General features: G+C 66.1%; 19 protein-coding genes. 9 read left to right on the top strand and 10 right to left on the bottom strand.

The features are described from left to right. Positions 1–118 precede the first annotated feature (118 nt). From ACFK0J_RS15410 to ACFK0J_RS15390, 5 genes are all read left to right on the top strand, one after another. Entirely contained in the window at positions 119–493 is a 375-nt protein-coding gene (locus ACFK0J_RS15410; RefSeq protein WP_378740712.1) for a DUF1801 domain-containing protein, read from the top strand. A gap of 77 nt (positions 494–570) precedes the next feature. Beyond that, the gene (locus tag ACFK0J_RS15405; protein WP_378740710.1) at positions 571–768 is read left to right on the top strand and encodes a hypothetical protein; all 198 of its coding nucleotides are present in this window, start codon (positions 571–573) and stop codon (positions 766–768) included. Between the two features lie 257 nt (positions 769–1,025). After that, positions 1,026–1,352 carry a hypothetical protein gene (locus tag ACFK0J_RS15400; RefSeq protein ID WP_378740708.1) on the top strand — a complete coding sequence of 109 codons (327 nt, stop codon included), beginning with the start codon at positions 1,026–1,028 and terminating at the stop codon, positions 1,350–1,352. Between the two features lie 47 nt (positions 1,353–1,399). Then, positions 1,400–1,795 carry a PPOX class F420-dependent oxidoreductase gene (locus tag ACFK0J_RS15395; protein WP_378740706.1) on the top strand — a complete coding sequence of 132 codons (396 nt, stop codon included), beginning with the start codon at positions 1,400–1,402 and terminating at the stop codon, positions 1,793–1,795. A gap of 84 nt (positions 1,796–1,879) precedes the next feature. Next, complete coding sequence (locus ACFK0J_RS15390; protein ID WP_378740703.1) at positions 1,880–2,359, top strand: hypothetical protein; 480 nt, start codon at positions 1,880–1,882, stop codon at positions 2,357–2,359. An 83-nt stretch (positions 2,360–2,442) separates the two neighbouring features. Here the strand turns inward: ACFK0J_RS15390 and katG are convergent, their stop codons facing one another. Further along, positions 2,443–4,668: a catalase/peroxidase HPI gene (katG, locus tag ACFK0J_RS15385; protein WP_378740701.1), complete on the bottom strand. Its 2,226-nt coding sequence runs from the start codon at positions 4,666–4,668 to the stop codon at positions 2,443–2,445. Between the two features lie 35 nt (positions 4,669–4,703). Beyond that, the gene (locus ACFK0J_RS15380; RefSeq protein WP_378742851.1) at positions 4,704–5,108 is read right to left on the bottom strand and encodes a Fur family transcriptional regulator; all 405 of its coding nucleotides are present in this window, start codon (positions 5,106–5,108) and stop codon (positions 4,704–4,706) included. 415 nt (positions 5,109–5,523) lie between these two features. On the opposite strand from ACFK0J_RS15380, the gene ACFK0J_RS15375 reads away from it, so the two are divergent. Beyond that, positions 5,524–6,345: a DUF4189 domain-containing protein gene (locus ACFK0J_RS15375; RefSeq protein ID WP_378740698.1), complete on the top strand. Its 822-nt coding sequence runs from the start codon at positions 5,524–5,526 to the stop codon at positions 6,343–6,345. A gap of 58 nt (positions 6,346–6,403) precedes the next feature. After that, entirely contained in the window at positions 6,404–6,571 is a 168-nt protein-coding gene (locus ACFK0J_RS15370; protein WP_218476778.1) for a DUF4236 domain-containing protein, read from the top strand. 120 nt (positions 6,572–6,691) lie between these two features. Here the strand turns inward: ACFK0J_RS15370 and ACFK0J_RS15365 are convergent, their stop codons facing one another. The 6 genes from ACFK0J_RS15365 to ACFK0J_RS15340 form a co-directional block, all read right to left on the bottom strand. Further along, positions 6,692–7,138 carry an SRPBCC family protein gene (locus tag ACFK0J_RS15365; RefSeq protein ID WP_378740696.1) on the bottom strand — a complete coding sequence of 149 codons (447 nt, stop codon included), beginning with the start codon at positions 7,136–7,138 and terminating at the stop codon, positions 6,692–6,694. Then, positions 7,135–7,530 carry a nuclear transport factor 2 family protein gene (locus tag ACFK0J_RS15360; protein WP_378740693.1) on the bottom strand — a complete coding sequence of 132 codons (396 nt, stop codon included), beginning with the start codon at positions 7,528–7,530 and terminating at the stop codon, positions 7,135–7,137. Before ACFK0J_RS15360 ends, ACFK0J_RS15365 begins: the two co-directional genes overlap by 4 nt. A gap of 109 nt (positions 7,531–7,639) precedes the next feature. Then, positions 7,640–10,495, bottom strand: a complete 2,856-nt coding sequence (locus tag ACFK0J_RS15355; protein WP_378740691.1) for an ATP-binding protein — start codon at positions 10,493–10,495, stop codon at positions 7,640–7,642. Positions 10,496–10,533: 38 nt separating this feature from the next. Next, complete coding sequence (locus ACFK0J_RS15350) at positions 10,534–10,986, bottom strand: GtrA family protein (protein ID WP_378742849.1); 453 nt, start codon at positions 10,984–10,986, stop codon at positions 10,534–10,536. 232 nt (positions 10,987–11,218) lie between these two features. Continuing rightward, positions 11,219–12,238 carry an ornithine carbamoyltransferase gene (gene argF, locus ACFK0J_RS15345; protein WP_378740689.1) on the bottom strand — a complete coding sequence of 340 codons (1,020 nt, stop codon included), beginning with the start codon at positions 12,236–12,238 and terminating at the stop codon, positions 11,219–11,221. Positions 12,239–12,546: 308 nt separating this feature from the next. Next, positions 12,547–13,491, bottom strand: a complete 945-nt coding sequence (locus ACFK0J_RS15340) for an alpha/beta hydrolase family protein (RefSeq protein WP_378740687.1) — start codon at positions 13,489–13,491, stop codon at positions 12,547–12,549. 161 nt (positions 13,492–13,652) lie between these two features. Here ACFK0J_RS15340 and ACFK0J_RS15335 point away from each other — a divergent pair, with 161 nt between their 5' ends. Then, positions 13,653–14,240, top strand: coding sequence for a TetR/AcrR family transcriptional regulator (locus tag ACFK0J_RS15335; protein WP_378740685.1), 588 nt, complete (start codon positions 13,653–13,655; stop codon positions 14,238–14,240). Positions 14,241–14,306: 66 nt separating this feature from the next. On the opposite strand, the gene ACFK0J_RS15330 is transcribed toward ACFK0J_RS15335, so the two are convergent. After that, complete coding sequence (locus tag ACFK0J_RS15330) at positions 14,307–14,747, bottom strand: YybH family protein (protein WP_378740682.1); 441 nt, start codon at positions 14,745–14,747, stop codon at positions 14,307–14,309. A gap of 174 nt (positions 14,748–14,921) precedes the next feature. Between ACFK0J_RS15330 and sigJ the strand changes: the two genes are divergently transcribed. After that, the gene (gene sigJ / locus ACFK0J_RS15325) at positions 14,922–15,866 is read left to right on the top strand and encodes an RNA polymerase sigma factor SigJ (protein ID WP_378740679.1); all 945 of its coding nucleotides are present in this window, start codon (positions 14,922–14,924) and stop codon (positions 15,864–15,866) included. Positions 15,867–15,870: 4 nt separating this feature from the next. Here the strand turns inward: sigJ and ACFK0J_RS15320 are convergent, their stop codons facing one another. Beyond that, positions 15,871–16,707 (bottom strand): sulfite exporter TauE/SafE family protein, encoded by an 837-nt coding sequence (locus ACFK0J_RS15320; protein WP_378740676.1) that lies wholly within the window; start codon positions 16,705–16,707, stop codon positions 15,871–15,873. Positions 16,708–16,720: the final 13 nt, after the last annotated feature.

The following is a 16,720-nucleotide window of genomic DNA, read 5'->3' as shown; positions in this document are numbered from 1 at the left end:
CCGCCGACTGCCGGGAATCGGTTAAGCCACCAGCGAAATTTCGCGTGGCCGGGGTGACCAAGACCTTCTTTGTCGTACCTCAGCGAGATCATGGCACTGTCCGAAAGGAGGTGGGGTCATGACCGATGAACCAGGATCGGATATCCAGGCATGGCTCGCTCAACTCGACGAGGCGCAACGGGGCCAGGCTGGCGAGCTCATCAGACTGGTCAGCGCCGCGGATTCTCGGCTTCAACAGGCCGTGAAGTGGGGGCGTATCACCTTCACCGTCGAGAGTCGCTGGCACGACTGGCTATTCGCGATCGCCGCTGCCAAGAAGGGAGTGCGGCTCGTCTTTCACAAAGGCGCGCTCCTGGACGATCCCAACGGGCTCCTTACTGGCTCGGCACGCTACGTCCGCGAGCTCACCGCGGAGCGGGCCATCGGGTGCCCCGAAGCGGTCCATGCCCTGATCCGCAGTGCTCTCACCCATCAGACCGACCTGCTCGACTGAACTCTGTGGGAGTGGCCAGCATCCGCGAAAACCATTCCAGACCACCCGGTCCGGCTCAGACCGATAGCCTGGCGCGCATGGCTTTTACTGTCTACACCCACGACACCGAACACACTGGCCTCGAGTACGGCGACGAAGACCGATTCTGGTTCCACGGCGGTGTCCTGGTGGTGGACAGCAAGACCAACGGCGTCCGGTACTACGCACCGGGCCACTGGCAGGAGTTACACGTCGACAGTCACCCTGGCGAGCTGCGTCCCGCACCGCCGAGCTGAATTCGCTCGGGCGGCAGAGGATTTGCAGACGGCGCGGCTACGTGGACCCCGCACTCTTCGTCGGCTCGGTGTCGAGCTGCCCGCCGGCCGGAAACAGGATCGGGCTCCGTAAACCGTGACCCTCCCCCGCGGCAAGGGGCGCATCCGGCGGCGGTGCTGCTCGCCGGTGGTGGCGCACCGTTCGACCGGGACGGCACCGCGGGTCCGAACAAGAACCGAAGGACATCGCCTGGGGTCTGGCCAGTCGCGGTGTCGCGGTGCTGCGGTTCGACAAGGTCACCTACGCCCACCCCGAGTATCTCGCGGCCACGGCCGGTTTCGCGCCGAGCGACGAGTACGTCCCGCACGCCGTCGCGGGAATCGAGACCTTGCGTGATTTGCCGACCGTCGACGGTGAGCGGGTCTTCGTGGTCGGGCACAGCGTGGGCGGCAAGTTCGCGCCACGGGTGGCGGCTACCGAACCCGCGGTGGCGGGGCCGTCACTGCGCAGATCTCAGTTGTGCAGGTCATCGACCCAGAACTACTCGTGCACGGGCTTTGGTGCTGGTGACGACGTAGTATCGGCGCCAGGTCGTTACCGGTGACAGGGTCCATCACCATGGGCCGGGTTCTACAGCGCAGGAGTGACATCGTGACGGTGTCTTTCGATGAGGAAACCCGCAAACTGCTCGACGGCAAGGCGTTCGCCACGGTCGCGACGCTGAACCGGGACGGTAGTCCGCAAACCTCGGTGGTGTGGATTGCCCGCGACGGTGACACGGTGCTGTTTTCCACGACGACGGGTCGCCTCAAAGGGCGGAATTTGGCTCGCGATGCCCGGGTCAGTATCACCGCCTTCGATCCCGAAAACCCCTATTACACAGTCGATATTCGGGGCACCGCGGAACTGATCGCGGACCCGGAGAAGACTTTGCCTCGCCAACTGTGCCAGAAGTACCTTGGTCAGGACCCGCCGCCGGAGCCGGCTGAGGTGGTGCGGGTGATTGTTCGCGTAACTCCGCACAAGATCACGAACTTCGTGGGCTGACCCACGCTCGGTATAAACCGGGCCGCATGGGCGTTCGCACACCGGGTATTCGGCGGGCGTACCCCACCTCAGGAGGTTTCTTCCATGACTAATTGGATTACTCGCTGCGCTGTATCCGTAGTTGCGGCCGGGGCGGCAGTGGCCGCGGCTGCCGGGCCAGCTGCGGCGGAACCGGCCAGCGTGACGATCAATGGCAATATGCAGGTGCTCGGCGTGAATATTTTGCACGTCGACGCACGCGGACAAGGCGACGGTCCGGCCACCGGAACCTATGTGGCCAACGGCAAATTGGGGAACATGGCGCTCCCCGTGCGAGTCACCGGCCCCGTCACCTGTCTCAGAGTCATCGGCAACACTGTGTCGCTGGTCTATCCGATCACCACCGCCCAACCGGTGATGCTGTTCGCACCCGACGCGATGGCAATCCAAATCACCGTCACCAAGGGCCAGGGCGGTCAGCCGAACATGATCGGCTACGGCGTGCCCATGCCGACGAACATGTTCCGAGACTGCTACCCGGGCGCTACCCCGCTGATGTTCGACGGGACAATTGATATCCGCTAGCCCGGCAGAATTAGATCTACTTCCCAAGTGCGCAAACGAATCCAGGCCGCCCCGAGGGGACGGCCTGGATTCGTCGCTAGAGATCAGGCGAGGTCGAACCGGTCGTTGTTGACCACCTTGACCCACGCCGCGACGAAGTCGTTGACGAACCTCGCCCCGGCGTCCTGCTGCGCATACACCTCGGCAATGGCACGCAGCACCGAATGCGACCCGAAGACAAGATCATTGGCGGTGGCCGTCCATCTGGTCTGACCGGTGCGCCGGTCGAAACCTTCGTAGACATTCTCCGCCGACTCGGACGCCTTCCACTCCGTGGACTGGTCCAGAAGGTTGACGAAGAAGTCGTTCGTCAACGTACCCGGACGGTCGGTGAAGACACCGTGCTCGGTACCGCCGTAGTTGGCACCGAGCGCACGCAGACCGCCGATCAGTACCGTCAGCTCCGGAGCCGTCACGTCGAGCATGTACGCGCGTTCGAGCAGCAGGCGTTCGAGCGGAGCCTTCTCGTCGGCCCGCACATAGTTGCGGAACCCGTCGGCCCGCGGTTCCAGCACCGCGAACGACTCCACATCGGTGTTCTCCTGCGTCGCGTCCGTGCGGCCGGGCGCGAACGGCACCGTGACATCGTGGCCCGCGTCCTTGGCCGCCTGCTCGACCGCCGCGGAACCGGCGAGGATGATTACGTCGGCCAGCGAAACCTTCTTGCCGCCGGTGGCCGAGCTGTTGAAGTCCTGCTGGATCTGCTCGAGCACCGGCAGCACCTTGGCGAGCTCGGCCGGTTCGTTGACCTCCCAGTTCCGTTGGGGCTCGAGGCGAATCCGGGCGCCGTTCGCACCGCCGCGCTTGTCGGTGCTGCGGAAGCTCGCCGCGGACGCCCAGGCGGTTTTGACGAGCTGCGCAACCGACAGGCCGGATTCGAGAACCTTGCTCTTCAGGGCCGCGATGTCAGCCTGGTCGATCAGTTCGTGGTCGACGGCGGGCACCGGATCCTGCCAGAGCTGCGGTTCGGGAACCCACGGACCGAGATAGCGGCTGATCGGTCCCATGTCGCGGTGCAGCAGCTTGTACCAGGCCTTCGCGAACGCCTCGGACAGCTCCTCCGGGTGGTCCAGCCAGCGGCGGGTGATCTCCCGATAGATCGGATCTTCCCGCAGGGCCAGGTCCGTCGTCAGCATGGTGGGACGCCGCCCGGGGCCATCGAACGGATCCGGGATGGTCGCCTCAGCGTCCTTCGCCGTCCACTGCCACGCACCGGCGGGGCTCTTGGTGAGCTCCCACTCGTAGCCGTACAGGTTCTGCAGGAAACCATTGCCCCACTTGGTCGGAGTGGACGTCCAGACCACTTCCAGGCCGCTCGTGATGGCGTCTTTGCCCTTGCCCGTGCCGTGGGCACTCTTCCAACCCAGGCCCTGCTGCTCGAGCGGGGCGGCTTCGGGTTCGGGGCCGACCAGTTCGGGGTCGCCCGCACCGTGGGTCTTGCCGAAGCTGTGGCCGCCGACGATCAGTGCGGCGGTCTCCTCGTCGTTCATTGCCATGCGGCCGAACGTCTCTCGGATGTCCCGCGCGGCGGCAACCGGATCCGGTCGACCGTTGGGCCCTTCCGGGTTCACGTAGATCAGACCCATCTGGACGGCGCCGAGCGGCCCCGCCAGCTCACGCTCACCGCTGTAGCGCTCGTCGCCGAGCCAGGTGTCCTCCGGGCCCCAGAAGATCTCTTCCGGCTCCCAGATATCCGGGCGGCCGAAGCCGAAGCCGAAGGTTTGGAACCCCATCGACTCGAGGGCCACGTTGCCGGCGAACACCAGCAGGTCGGCCCAGGAGATCTTGTTGCCGTACTTCTGCTTGACCGGCCACAGCAGTCGGCGCGCCTTGTCCAAGTTCGCGTTGTCCGGCCAGCTGTTGAGCGGGGCGAAGCGCTGGGCGCCCTGCCCGCCGCCGCCGCGTCCGTCGGCGATCCGGTAGGTGCCCGCCGCGTGCCAGCTCATCCGGATGAACAGGCCACCGTAGTTGCCGTAGTCGGCGGGCCACCAGTCCTGCGAATCGGTCAGCACGGCCGCGACATCGGCTTTGAGAGCTTCGACGTCGAGCTTCTTGAATTCTTCGGCGTAGTTGAAGTCGTCGCCGAGCGGGTTGCCCTTGGGCGAATGGGCATGCAGCACCGAGACATCGATCTGCTCCGGCCACCAGTCTTTATTGGTGCTGGGGCGTCGGTCGGTCTTGGGAGTCGGCGACGGGATCGCCGGGTTCTCACTTTCGCTTGCGCTCAGAGTCCCGGTGTCGGGAACGGGTGGGCGGCTATCGGATGTCACGACATTCCTTCCTGAATATATGGTGCGGGCTGCGGTCAGGGACGTTGTGATGCCGCGCAGTCGGGACACAGTCCCCAGTAGATGACCTCGGCCTCATCGATGGCGAAGCCACTGTCGTCGGACGCGGTCAAACATGGGGCCTCGCCGATCGCACAGTCGACATCGGCGATCAACCCGCACGCCCGGCAGACGACGTGGTGGTGGTTGTCGCCGACGCGCGACTCGTAACGCGCTACCGAGCCGGATGGCTGGATACATCGGATCAGGCCCGCGGCGGTGAGCGCGTGCAACGAGTCGTATACCGCCTGGTGCGACACTGCCGACAGGCGAGAACGCACGGCGCGGATGATCGAATCGGTGTCGGCGTGCGGATGATCGTGCACCGCGCTCAGCACCGCGACGCGGGGTGCGGTCACGCGCAGTGAAACTCCCCGCAGCATCTGCTGGAATTCCGTGGCCGTAGGCACGAACGAAAGTCTTGTCCGTTCTCTGGAATGAGTCAAGCATTGATGTGTATCCACTTTGCGCCGCGACCATCGGCGCGTCCGCGGCTGCCACTGATCCGTTGTCGGCCAGCGCGTCCCGGGTCAGGTGCGCTACCGCGCCGACCGCGGGGCTACTCCCCCATTGATGGGGGCAGTCCACAGGGCCCCTGAACAGCTAGGCTGATTCGGCCAATTTTCCACACGATTGTCAGCGGGGCGCATGTCTTATCCATCCGGGCCGTATCCGGGGCAACCGAACGATCCATACGGTCAGCAGAGTTCGGCCGCCCAGGGCGCCGGGCGCTCGGACCCGACTCAGTTGAATCCCATGGCACAGCAAGGACAGTCGGATCCGACTCAACTGAATCCCATGGCTCAGCAGGCACGGTTGGACGCGACTCAACTGAATCCACTGAGCCCGCAGGGGCAATCCGATGCGCAGACACAGTATCCGCACGACGCGCAGACGCGGCACTATCCGTATGACCCGCAGCTCCAGCAGTATCCGCAGGCACCGACGCAGTATCCGTACGATCCGCAGGCCCAGCAATACCCGCAGGGGCCGACGCAGTATCCCCCGCCGGGCGGGCCGTACCCGCCGGGCAGCGCGTTCCCCCCAGGTCCAGGCCATCCCTATCCGCCGCAGTACGGGCCCGGCTCGGGTGGCGGTGGCGGCGGAAAAGTCCTGGCCGTAATCGGTTCGATCCTGGTTACCTTGCTGGTGATCGGCGGGATCATCGGTTTGCGCGTGTACAAGAACATGTCCAAGAACACCGACGACAACGCCCGAGGACTCGGCACCACCAGCATGATCAGCCCGTCCAGCGCGCCGACCACGCTGCCGAGCACCACCATCCGGCCGTCGCCGACATCGGCGCCGCCGGTGCAACCTGCCACGGTGTGGATCGCGGCCACCTACAACGAGGCGACCAAGGAAGTCCATTGGGCGCGTAGCTCACTCAGTCAGGAACTCGCCGCCGGACAAGCACTGGCCAGCTGCGGCCCGGACTGTCAGGAGCCCGTCTGGTCGAATAATGGCTGCGTCGCCATGGCATTCGGCCAGGATGGCGGCTGGGGTTCGGCCTGGGGCACCAACGTCACCGAGGCCCAGAACAAGGCAAGAGCTACCGCCGAGAACAATTGGGACGTGCGCGGGCCCTTCGAATACTGGTCGAAGTGCGCCGAGGAGTGACGAAAACCATGGGGGACAACCTGATCGGTTACCCTGGGGGAGATCAGGGAGGCTCCTCATGCCCATCAAATTCCGCCAGCGCAAATCCTTCGGGCCGCTGAAACTCAACTTCACCCAATCGGGCCTGTCCTCGTGGGGTATCAAAATCGGCCCCTGGTCGTGGAATTCCCGCAGCAAGAAGAACAGTGTCGACCTGCCGGGCCCGCTGAGCTGGCGCCAGCGCTGAGTACGCGGGGGTTCCGCGGGTCTCCCGTTGCGACGTCGGTGTAGGCGGTCCGTCGACTATTTGGTCGTCGCAAGCGGCGGACTCATCGTTCTCGGCGACAGGCGCAACGCCACCCTTCGGTCATCCGCGAGTCGACTCGACCCACTCGCGTAGCGCCGTGACGTCACGATAAAGGTTGCGCCGCAACATATGTGCCAGCAACGGACCGATCGATCGCTGCAGACCATGTGGCGTGACGCGTAATTCGAGCCGGACCAGGCATCGGCCGGATGTCAGTGATCGAACCGTGCGTGCGCCCTCGGCGTCTGCACCGGAGGTGGTGCGCCAGGTCATCCGAACACCGGGATCGACCGTGACGACCTCGCCGTTGTTGTGCCAAGTTCGGCCTGCGAACCGAAGTTTCTCGGCGGTTCGCGTTCCGGGCGTGGCGATGCCCGATGGTTCCGCGGTCATGGCGATCACGCCGGTGCGCCACGCGGTGTCGTTGGCGTAGTCGGCGAGCAGCTCCCAGACTGTCGAGGCCGGTCGGTCGATCATCGTCTCGGCGGTCAGGTCGAAGGTTGTCATCGCCGCACCGCCAGCGCCGTCAGCATCGCGGGGGTATCGATGTAGGCGTCATAGCCGATGATCCGGCCGTCGCGCAGATGCCAGAGGTGTACCTCCGGAATGTCGAACTCGATACCGCCCGGAATGGTCGTCCCAACGGTGCGGCCGATCTGCACGACGTCGTCACCGGCGGCGAACAGCTGCTCGGCGGTCACCGTGCTGTCGATATGCGCGAGCAAGGTGGTGAAGAACTTCGCTGCTCCGGCATGACCGCGGTAATGACCGCCCCATGGCAGTTCCGCGGTCTGGTTGATGGCGATATCGGGGTCGAACAAGCGTGGGATCACGCCGAAGTCGCGGGTGTCGAAGGCCTGATACACCCGCGCGACGATGTCGAGGCTGGAATGCGGCATGGCTGAGTTCCTTGGTTGCGATGGATCGAGTGGCACAGTAGGTGCCGCTCCAACCCACTGTCGCGCCAAGGCGTTTCAATCCCGCTACAAGACGCTGCGCGGCAGGTGTTCAGCAGCTCGGGATGTGGTCGGCGGTGTGGATGAGGGACACCATCTGGGTCCACGTCAGCTGCCGCCCCGTCTCCTCGGCGACGCGGCGTTGTTCCTCGGGCAGGGACCGATCCATTCGTTCGATCAGGTCGGGATGGGCGAATTGTAGGTAGCGACGCGGGTCGGCGCCGACTCGCGCCGAGTGGTGCAGGGCGGCCGCGCGCAGCTGGACGGCCACCTGCGGTGACGCCAGCACCATCAGTGCGTAGGCACCGGCGTGGACGGCGCCGAGCGCGTCGGAGATGTTCGACTGTTCGGCGAAGACGGACAGCGCTCGGTCGATGGCGGCGATCGCCTCCCGAGCAGCGTCGATGTCGTCCGCGGATGCCAGCACCGACCAGGCCAGCACGACGTCGGCCATGCCCTGACACCACAGATGACCGCATTCCGCACTGAGCTGCCGAGCGGTACGCAACCAGCCGAGCGCACCGATGCGATTGCCTTCCAACAACATCGCGATGCCCTGCCCGAACTGGGCGCAACCGCGGATCCAATCCGGTGTCGGCAGGCGGTCGACCTCGGTGAGGAGTCGGTCGGCCGCGGCCCGGGTCGCCACCGGATCACCAAGCGCGCTCGCGGCAAGAGCCCGATACATCAACCCGTGCAGCCACAGCTCCCGCTCGTCGTCGGCGCTGCCGAGCAGAGTCAAGGCGGCGTCGGCCTGAGCAAGCGATTCCCGAGGGTCGCCCGCGTGGAAGGAGACGATCGACAATGCGAGCAGGCCGCGCACCTGATCCGCGATGGCCGCATCCGCGGCGGCGGTGAGCGATTTCCGGATGAGATTGCGCCCATCGACCAGAACGCCGAGAGTTACCCACGCGAACTGCAACGCCGCGGTGGTTCGCAACGCTGCGACCGGCTGATGCGCGAGATCGTGGTCGATACCGGCCTTGATGTTGGGCAGTTCCGCGGCGAGGGCCCGATATGCCGCGCCTGCGCGATGCCCGGTGAGCAATGCGGACTGGTCGGCAACGAATGCGCGCACCCAGCCCGCGTGCGCGGCCCGGGTCGCCTTCGGATCGGGATCGATGTCCCGGCAGTACCGTCGCATGGTCTCCAGCAGCCGGTATCTCGGCCCGTCGGTGCCGATATCGGCGGTGACGACGGATCGGTCGAGCAGTGACGCCAGCGTGGCGAGGACTCCGGTGTCGGCGTCGTCGGGACGGACGGCTTCGGCGGCCTGCCAGGTGAATCCGCCCTCGAACGGCCACAGTCGAAGCAACATCTGCCGGTCGGCGGCGGCGAGATGATCGACGCTCCAGCCGATCGCCGCCTGCAGGCTGGCATGCCGCGACAGCGACCCCCGCGGGGTTTGCCCGAGTACATCCATCCGGTCATGGATGTGTGCGGCGATCTCCTTCAGCCCCAACGCCCGTTCCCGGGCGGCCGCGAGTTCGATCGCCAGCGGCAACCCGTCGACCGTCTCGCAGACCTCCCGCGCGGCTGCCGAATCCGCATCATCGGGTAGCCAACCCGGCCGGGCGGCGCGAACTCGGTCCAGCAACAATTGCACCGCCGCACCGTCCGTGCCGTCCGCGGCGAGCACCGGCAACGGCTCGAGTATCAGCACATGCTCGCCGTCGATGCCGAGTGGCTGTCTGCTGGTGGCCAGAATACGCAGCTCCGGACAACTGCCGAGCAACATGATGGCCAATTCGGTGACCGGCCGGATCATATGCTCGCAATTGTCGAGCACCAGCAGGCCCGGTTGCATCGTCAGCGCGCGCCGCACCAGGGTGGCCGGATCTCCGGTGAGGTGGACCAGGCCGAGTGCGGTGGCGATCGCGACCACCACATCGTCCGGATCGTGCACATCGCCCAGTCGCACCAGCCACCGGTCCGCCATGTTCTCGTCCGCCGCACAATATTCGACGGCCAGCCGTGTCTTGCCGATCCCCGCCGACCCGACCAGGCTGACCAGCCGTCCCGCCGCCACCAGCTCGCCGATCTGCCGCAACTCACCCTGGCGCCCGACGAACGACGACAGTGGGCGCGCGATGACTTGCCGCTCCGGGCGGATCGCGGCACTCGCCGGAATCGCTTGCGGCCCACGCGATTCGCTGAGCAGCAGCTGTGGGTCGTGGTCGAGCATGCGCTGTTCCAGGGCACGCAGCGCCGGTCCGGGTTCGACGCCGAGTTCTTCGACCAGCAACGTCCGCACCCGTCGAAGCTCGGCCAGCGCCTGAGCCTGCCGACCGCTGCGATACAGGCCCAGCGCGAGCAACTCCCAGCGCCGTTCCCGAAATGGCGTGGCGGTCACCGCCTCGATCAGATCGGCCACCGCCACCGTGGTCTGGCCGCACGCCAATCGCGCCGCCTGCAACTCCTCGACCGCGACATCACGCAGTTCCGTCAAACGTGCTCGCTCGGCCGAAAGCGATTGGGCGTCATCCAAATCCAGCCACGGTAGGCCCCGCCACAGCGCAAGTGCCGCATCGAAGCATCGCACCGCGCCCTCGGCGTCCGCGGCGCTGAGCAGACGCGCCCCGTGCGCGATCAGATCCGTGAAGCGGTTGAGGTCGGTGCACTCCGGCCGCACTGCGAGTCGATACCCGAACTCGCTGCGCTGGAGGCAATCCCGGTCGGCGGGCCCGACCGCCGACCGCAGCCGCGACGCGAGCACCCGCATCGTCGCGACGGCCTGCTGCGGCTGATCTTCGCCCCACACCAGCTCTGCGAGCACAGCGTCCGGTACGGCTGTACCGGCAGTCGTGGCGAGTGCCGCCAGGAATCGCCGGGGTACCTGGCCACCGAGATCAACAGTACGGCCGTCCACCTCGACCACGATCGGGCCCAGCACCCGAACAAACAGCACGTCCAGAGCGTAACCGGAATGTCCCGACGGCCCGGCAGCTATGCGGCGACGAGTGCGCGCAATGCCAGGAACCGCATACCGCCGACCAGCGCCATGATGGCGAGCACGGCACCTGCCTGCGCGGTCGCGCCGAGGCCGGGCGCCAAGGACTCGACACCGGCCAGCGCCGCCGTGCTGATCAACAGACCGATCAACGCCAGGCCGCCGCCTTCCCACTGCGCGGTGAACCAGCCGACCCGTCCGGCCGCGTGGAAGGTGAGCCGGCGGTGCAGTTCGTTCGCGATCACGGTGCTGACGATCGAGCCGGTGATATTGGCGAGCAGCGGGCCGATCCCGTTCACGGCCAGGAACAGCAGGACGTAAGCAATGTTGCTGGCGCCGCCGACCAGTGCGAACCGGATCAGCTGGGCGAAAGCATGATCACCGCGCAGGCAGTGCCGCACCCGAGCGAGCTGGTCGACCCATTCCGTGAGATCGATGCCATCGAGGATCGCCGTGTCCCCATACACCGGCTGTGCCGCGGACGCCGCGATTGCTGTGCTGTTCACGGGAATACGGTCGCCAACCTGGCTGACACCGGCCTGACAACGACCTGACACACCGACTGACATTTTCTTCGAGGACCCCGACGGCAACAGCTGGGGCGTGCAGCAGATCTCGTCGCGAGGGTGAGCCGAAACCGGCCGAGGCGTGCACTTCTCGGCCATACCCGCTCTGCTGGCCTCAACCGCCGCCAGGTGTCGCGGTCACCGCGTCGTGCGGTGCTTCTCTCTGGGTCAAGCTGGTGACCAGCATCGCTGTGATCGCGTGCACGCGGTTCTCGGCTTGGTCGAACACCACCGAGGCTGCGGATCCGAACACCTCGTCACTGACTTCGGCGCCTTCCAGACCGGTCTCCTGGTGGATTTGTCGGCCGACGAGGGTCGTTGTGTTGTGCACTGCGGGCAGGCAGTGCAGGTACTTCACGTCGGGATTCTTGGTGCGGGCCAACAGGTTCCGGTCCACCCGGTAGGGCAGCAGCCTTCGTACCCGGTCGCGCCACTGCTCGACAGGCTCGTTGATGCGTACCCAGGTGTCGGTATAGACGAAGTCAGCATCACGTACGCCCTCGTCGACGTCGTCGGTCTCGATGACCGTCCCACCCGTGGTGCGGCAGATGTCTGCCGCAGTGTCGGTGACGGAACACTCGCCGGCCAACGCCGCGGGCGCGACGATGCGTACCGTCATTCCGAGCAGTGCGCCGGTGACCCGTAGGGAGTTGGCAATATTGCTGGCACCGTCGCCGAGGAACGCCAGCGAAATCTCGTCCCACGGTTTGGCGGTGTGCTCGCGCACCGTGAGCATGTCCGCCAGCGCCTGCGTGGGATGCCAGCGATCGGTGAGCGCATTCCATACCGGAACACCGGCACGGCGCGCGAACTCCTCCAAGGTTTCCTGGCGGCGTGCCCGGTAGGCCACCCCGTCGTAGAGTCGCCCGAGAACCTGCCCCGTATCGCAGACCGATTCCAGCTCGCCGATGTGTAGCGTCGCGGAGTCCAGGTAGGTCACGCGTGCGCCCTGGTGGGCGGCTGCGATCTCGAACGCGGATCGGGTACGCGTCGAAGGCTTTTCGAAGATCAAAGCGAGATTGTGCCCCGCCAGCTCCGGCCGCGCTGTGCCTGCTCGACGGCGCGCCTTGAGCTCGATCGCGCGCGAAACCAGTTGAGCTACTTGCGAAGACGTTAGGTCCGAGTCTCTCAACACGCCTTGCCCACGCACCCGGGCTCCCCTCGTCGGCGCTAGCCAACCGTATTCGGTTCGGCTCCGTGTAGAACACCCTCGAGGGCCGATTTCCACATTGATACTGCACGAGGTACATCCACCGTGTCCAGTTCCCCGTGCCCATCCGGGAGGTGAATGTCACTGCGAGAACGACACTCTCGAGTCGCCAGATATCGACGTGCGCGACACATCGGCCGCCGCGGCGTGCTGGTTGATCATCGGGCCGCGATGGGCTGCCCGCAGTGTTGCGCCATCTGGGGCGCACGAATCCGAGTCGTTTGGGTAAGCACTTACTTGCTGTCGATGACGCCGATCGGGTCGGCGGACTCCGCGAGTTCGGCTTGCACCTGCTTCCATGCCGTGTCGTCGACACCCAAGGCGCTACGTAGATAGGCCCAGGACGCCTTGCGAATCAGTGCGACGCGCTCGGGGCTTTCGTCGGTGGTGTCCTTGGCGTTGTAGGCGTGGATTCCGCCGAGCGAGTGTTCACCGCCGAACACGGTGAGCAGGCTCTGGGCGCCGGGGCTGTAGGTGTATACGTCGGTGAACCAATCGGGGCCGCGAGTGGAGAGGTGGGACTGGTCGTTGTCACCGGCGATCACGAGGGTCGGCGTGGTCAGAGCGTCGAAGTCGGGGTGCATGAAGGCGAAGTTCGCCGCGGCGAACGGGGTCAAGTCGTCGCCACCGATGCCGGTCGTGGCTAGCAGCACACCGGCTTTCACGCGGGAATCGGTCAGGTCGGGGCCGGGTTGCCCGTCCGCGCCGACAACGCGTGCGCCGAGCAGCATGCTGACGGTCTGTCCGCCCCAGGAGTGTCCGGCGACGGCGATGCGTTCGCGATTGATGCGGTCATCGAGGCCCGGAACAGCGGCGACGACATGGTCGAGTTCGTCGAGTACACGCTCGACGTCCTGAACGCGGATGCGCCAGATATCCGAATACCGCGGGTCCGTAGGGGCGATGCCGAGCGTCCGTGAATCGAGGAATGTGGGCTGTATGACGACGAAGCCGTTGCCGGACCAGAAATCGACCAGCGGGTCATAGGCGGACATCGACTCGCCGAAGCCGTGCGCGAAGACGACGACGGGGAGGTCGGTGCCGAAGGCGGGCGCCGAGACACGCACCTGTAGGTCGTCGCCGCGCTCTGGTGCGGGCAGGACGACCGGCTTGATGCTGATGATCGGAGTGGTCAGGGCGGGCACGGCGGTCGCGGCGACCGTGACGGGTGCGGGCATGGGATTTCCCTTCGATGCGATGAACGCCGCGTCCGTGCAGGGATACGCGGCGCAGGCTCCGACGGCGTGATCCACCGGATAGACTCTCAATCGGAGCACCGCTCCGAATATACGGAGCAGCGCTCCGGTTCGCAAGAGACGACCTACGAGAGGTGCGCCGCATGAGTGCAGCCGACGAGCCGCCGCCGACGACCGCGCACCCCGCCAAGCGCGCGGACGCCCGGCGAAACGAGAAGGCCCTGCTCGATGCCGCAGCGTCGGTCTTCGTCACCGACGGGGTCGACGCACCGGTACGCCGGATCGCCGCCGCGGCGGGCGTCGGCATGGGCACGATCTATCGGCACTTCCCCACCCGCGCGGACCTGGTCGTAGCCGTCTATCGACACCAGGTCGACGCCTGTGCCGACGCCGGGCCCACCCTGCTCGCGGCAGCGGCGTCACCGTTCACCGCGCTGCGTCAATGGGTGGAGCTTTTCGCGGACTTCCTGGTCACCAAGCACGGTCTCGCCGCCGCGATGCGCAACGACCCCGACACCTTCACTGCCCTGCACGCATTGTTCCTCGACCGCCTCGTGCCAGTGCTCGACGACATCCTCTCCGCCGCAAGGAAAGCGGGCGAAATTACTGCCGACATCCCCGCCTACCAGCTACTCCGAGCGATCGGCGACATCTGCGCCGGCGCGGAAATGGTCGATCCACAGTACGACGCGCGCCTCACCATTCGTCTGCTACTCGACGGATGCCGGTAGCACCGGGTCACCACAAATCCCGAGCTGACCGGCTCGGCGTCCCGGGCCGGTCTGCGGTCATCAGGGTCAGGCGGGCTGGTCCTTCTCGGACGCGAACCAGACCTGCAGGTTCTCCGGGTTGATCGGAATCGAGATGTGTTCGTGGGTGATCAACCACCCGCCGTTCGATCGCCGCAGGCACACGGTCTCGCGTACCCATATCGACGCCTGGAGCCCGCCCTTGCGGGTGCCCGAATCCAGGTGCAGCATGTTCGCGAACGCGACATCGCCGCTGGTCACAATGGTCCGGTCGTGCGTTTCGAGGCTGATCGGACCCTCGTAGCCGTCGAACCACCGCAGAAAGTTGCGGCGTACCTCGTCGGTCCCCGTGAACCGGAGCGGGGGGACGACATCGTAGTAAACGATGTCGGGATCGTAGTGCTGCATGAGTCGATCGATGTCCTTCGACTGCTGGGCCTCGGCGCGGGTTTTCAAGAACGCCGTGAGTTCGGAATCGTTGGTAGTCATCGCATCCTCCGTTCGAGATTCCGACCGCAACCAGCTCTGCCGGCGACGGTCGCTGTTGTTCGGTATTCCGACGAAGCCGCCCGCCGGAATGTGAGGCGCGGCGCGAACATCACATTCCGAGCGGCTGTTTCGTCGTATCGGTGTACGGATGCGACAGAGGAGGATCGGCGAGACATGACCATCGAACCCGGGCCGACGGACGGCCGACTCGAGCCGAGCCTCGACGCGATCCTGAGCGAGCGCCGCCAGCTGATCAATCTCGCGTATCGGCTGCTCGGTTCCCTGGCCGATGCCGAGGACGTCGTGCAGGACACCTACGCCCGCTGGTACGCCATGTCGCGAAAGCAGCAGCAGGCCATCGAATCTCCGGGCGGATGGCTGACGAAGGTCGCGGGCCGCATTTGCCTCGATCTGCTCCGCTCGGCGCGCGTCCGACGGGAACGCTATGTGGGCGAATGGGTTCCCGAACCGCTGCCCGATCGCCGCGAATGGCGCGCGGGACCGCCCGATAGCGGGGCCGACCCAGCCGATCGGGTCACCCTCGACGAGTCGGTCAACATGGCGTTTCTCGTCGTGCTCGAATCGATGACCCCGGCCGAGCGCGTCGCATTCATCCTGCACGACATCTTTCGCTACCCGTTCGCCGACATTGCCGAGGTCGTCGGCCGCAGCCCGGCGGCCTGCCGCCAGCTCGCCACCTCCGCCCGCCGTCGCATCGACGCCTCGCGGCCGCCCGCGACGCCGACCGCCGAGCAAGCTCGCGTCGTCCGGAACTTCAAGCTCGCCTGGGAAGCCAAGGACATTCACGCGCTGATCGGGCTCCTCGACCCTGCCGCCACGGGAATCGCCGACGGTGGCGGTCTGGTCGATGCCGCGCTGCACCCGATCGAGGGCGGCGAGCAGATCGCCCGCTACCTCGTCGAATTCACCAGCAGAATATCCGGTTTGACGGTCCTGGAGCGCATGGTCAACGGCCAACCCGGCCTGGTAGTCCAGCAGAACCAGACCACATCGTCGGTATTTGCGTTCGACATCGCAGACAACCGAATCATCCGCGTCTGGGCCGTCCGCAACCCCGACAAACTCCGCCAGTGGACCACCAGCCCGGACATCTTGTAGTGCCTTATCGGTGTCGCCAGACCTTGACGGCGGAGATCAGCAGCAAGGCGGTCAAAGCCGGAATGAGTGCGGCACCGGGGATTACCCCGAGCAGCAGGCCGCCGATGACCGTGCCGACGATCGATGCTGCCACCATGGTGAGGACGAATCGGGTGTTGGCCCGCAGGACGTCGAAGCTCCGGTCGCGGCGGTAGCGGGCGAAGGCGACCAGCATCGTCGGCAGCGAGACCAACAGTGAAAGGCTTCCGGCGAGTTTGATGTCCACGCCGAAGAGCAGCACGATGGTCGGTATCAGCAGTTCGCCGCCCGCGACACCCATGAGCGCGGCCACGACACCGATGCCGATTCCAGCCGCGACAGCGACGATCACGCGTACCCACGGGGTGAGGTCGAGATGCCCGAGATCGGTGAGGTGGCTGGCGGCCAATGCCGCCGCGACGACGACCAGCAGAGCGCCCAGCACGCGGTAGAGCGTGCGGGAGTGCATGCGGGTGGCCCAACCCGCCCCCAGCCAGGCACCGAGCAGGCTGCCCGCGAGCAGGTTGGCGGCAATGCTCCAGTGCTCGGCGAGGTCGCCGAACGGCAGCGCGAACAGTCGAGCCGGGAGTGCGGTGCTGACCACGACCAGACTCATGGCCTTATTGAGGACGACCGCGTGCAGCGCCGCGAACCCGAACATCCCGATCAACAGTGGCAGCCGGAACTCCGCCCCGCCCAGCCCGATCAGCCCACCCAACACCCCGATCAGCGCACCCGCGCTGAAAACATGGACCAACGACGACCGCCGACGGACCGCTGTTCCAGGGGCCGTCGGTGCCATATCCGGAACAGTTGCACCCACGCTGCTGGACAGT

This window comes from Nocardia brasiliensis (assembly GCF_042691675.1).
Classification (GTDB): domain Bacteria; phylum Actinomycetota; class Actinomycetes; order Mycobacteriales; family Mycobacteriaceae; genus Nocardia; species Nocardia brasiliensis_D.
This window is presented reverse-complemented; position numbering and strand designations above follow the sequence as displayed.

Bases quoted from the DNA above. Each gene is read 5' to 3' on its own strand.
- ACFK0J_RS15410 (WP_378740712.1), top strand. From the start codon at position 119: ATGACCGATGAACCAGGATCGGATATCCAGGCATGGCTCGCTCAACTC.
- ACFK0J_RS15405 (WP_378740710.1), top strand. From the start codon at position 571: ATGGCTTTTACTGTCTACACCCACGACACCGAACACACTGGCCTCGAG.
- ACFK0J_RS15390 (WP_378740703.1), top strand. From the start codon at position 1,880: ATGACTAATTGGATTACTCGCTGCGCTGTATCCGTAGTTGCGGCCGGG.
- ACFK0J_RS15380 (WP_378742851.1), bottom strand. From the start codon at position 5,108: ATGCTGCGGGGAGTTTCACTGCGCGTGACCGCACCCCGCGTCGCGGTG.
- ACFK0J_RS15375 (WP_378740698.1), top strand. From the start codon at position 5,524: ATGGCTCAGCAGGCACGGTTGGACGCGACTCAACTGAATCCACTGAGC.
- ACFK0J_RS15370 (WP_218476778.1), top strand. From the start codon at position 6,404: ATGCCCATCAAATTCCGCCAGCGCAAATCCTTCGGGCCGCTGAAACTC.
- ACFK0J_RS15365 (WP_378740696.1), bottom strand. From the start codon at position 7,138: ATGACAACCTTCGACCTGACCGCCGAGACGATGATCGACCGACCGGCC.
- ACFK0J_RS15360 (WP_378740693.1), bottom strand. From the start codon at position 7,530: ATGCCGCATTCCAGCCTCGACATCGTCGCGCGGGTGTATCAGGCCTTC.
- ACFK0J_RS15340 (WP_378740687.1), bottom strand. From the start codon at position 13,491: ATGCCCGCACCCGTCACGGTCGCCGCGACCGCCGTGCCCGCCCTGACC.
- ACFK0J_RS15335 (WP_378740685.1), top strand. From the start codon at position 13,653: ATGAGTGCAGCCGACGAGCCGCCGCCGACGACCGCGCACCCCGCCAAG.
- ACFK0J_RS15330 (WP_378740682.1), bottom strand. From the start codon at position 14,747: ATGACTACCAACGATTCCGAACTCACGGCGTTCTTGAAAACCCGCGCC.
- sigJ (WP_378740679.1), top strand. From the start codon at position 14,922: ATGACCATCGAACCCGGGCCGACGGACGGCCGACTCGAGCCGAGCCTC.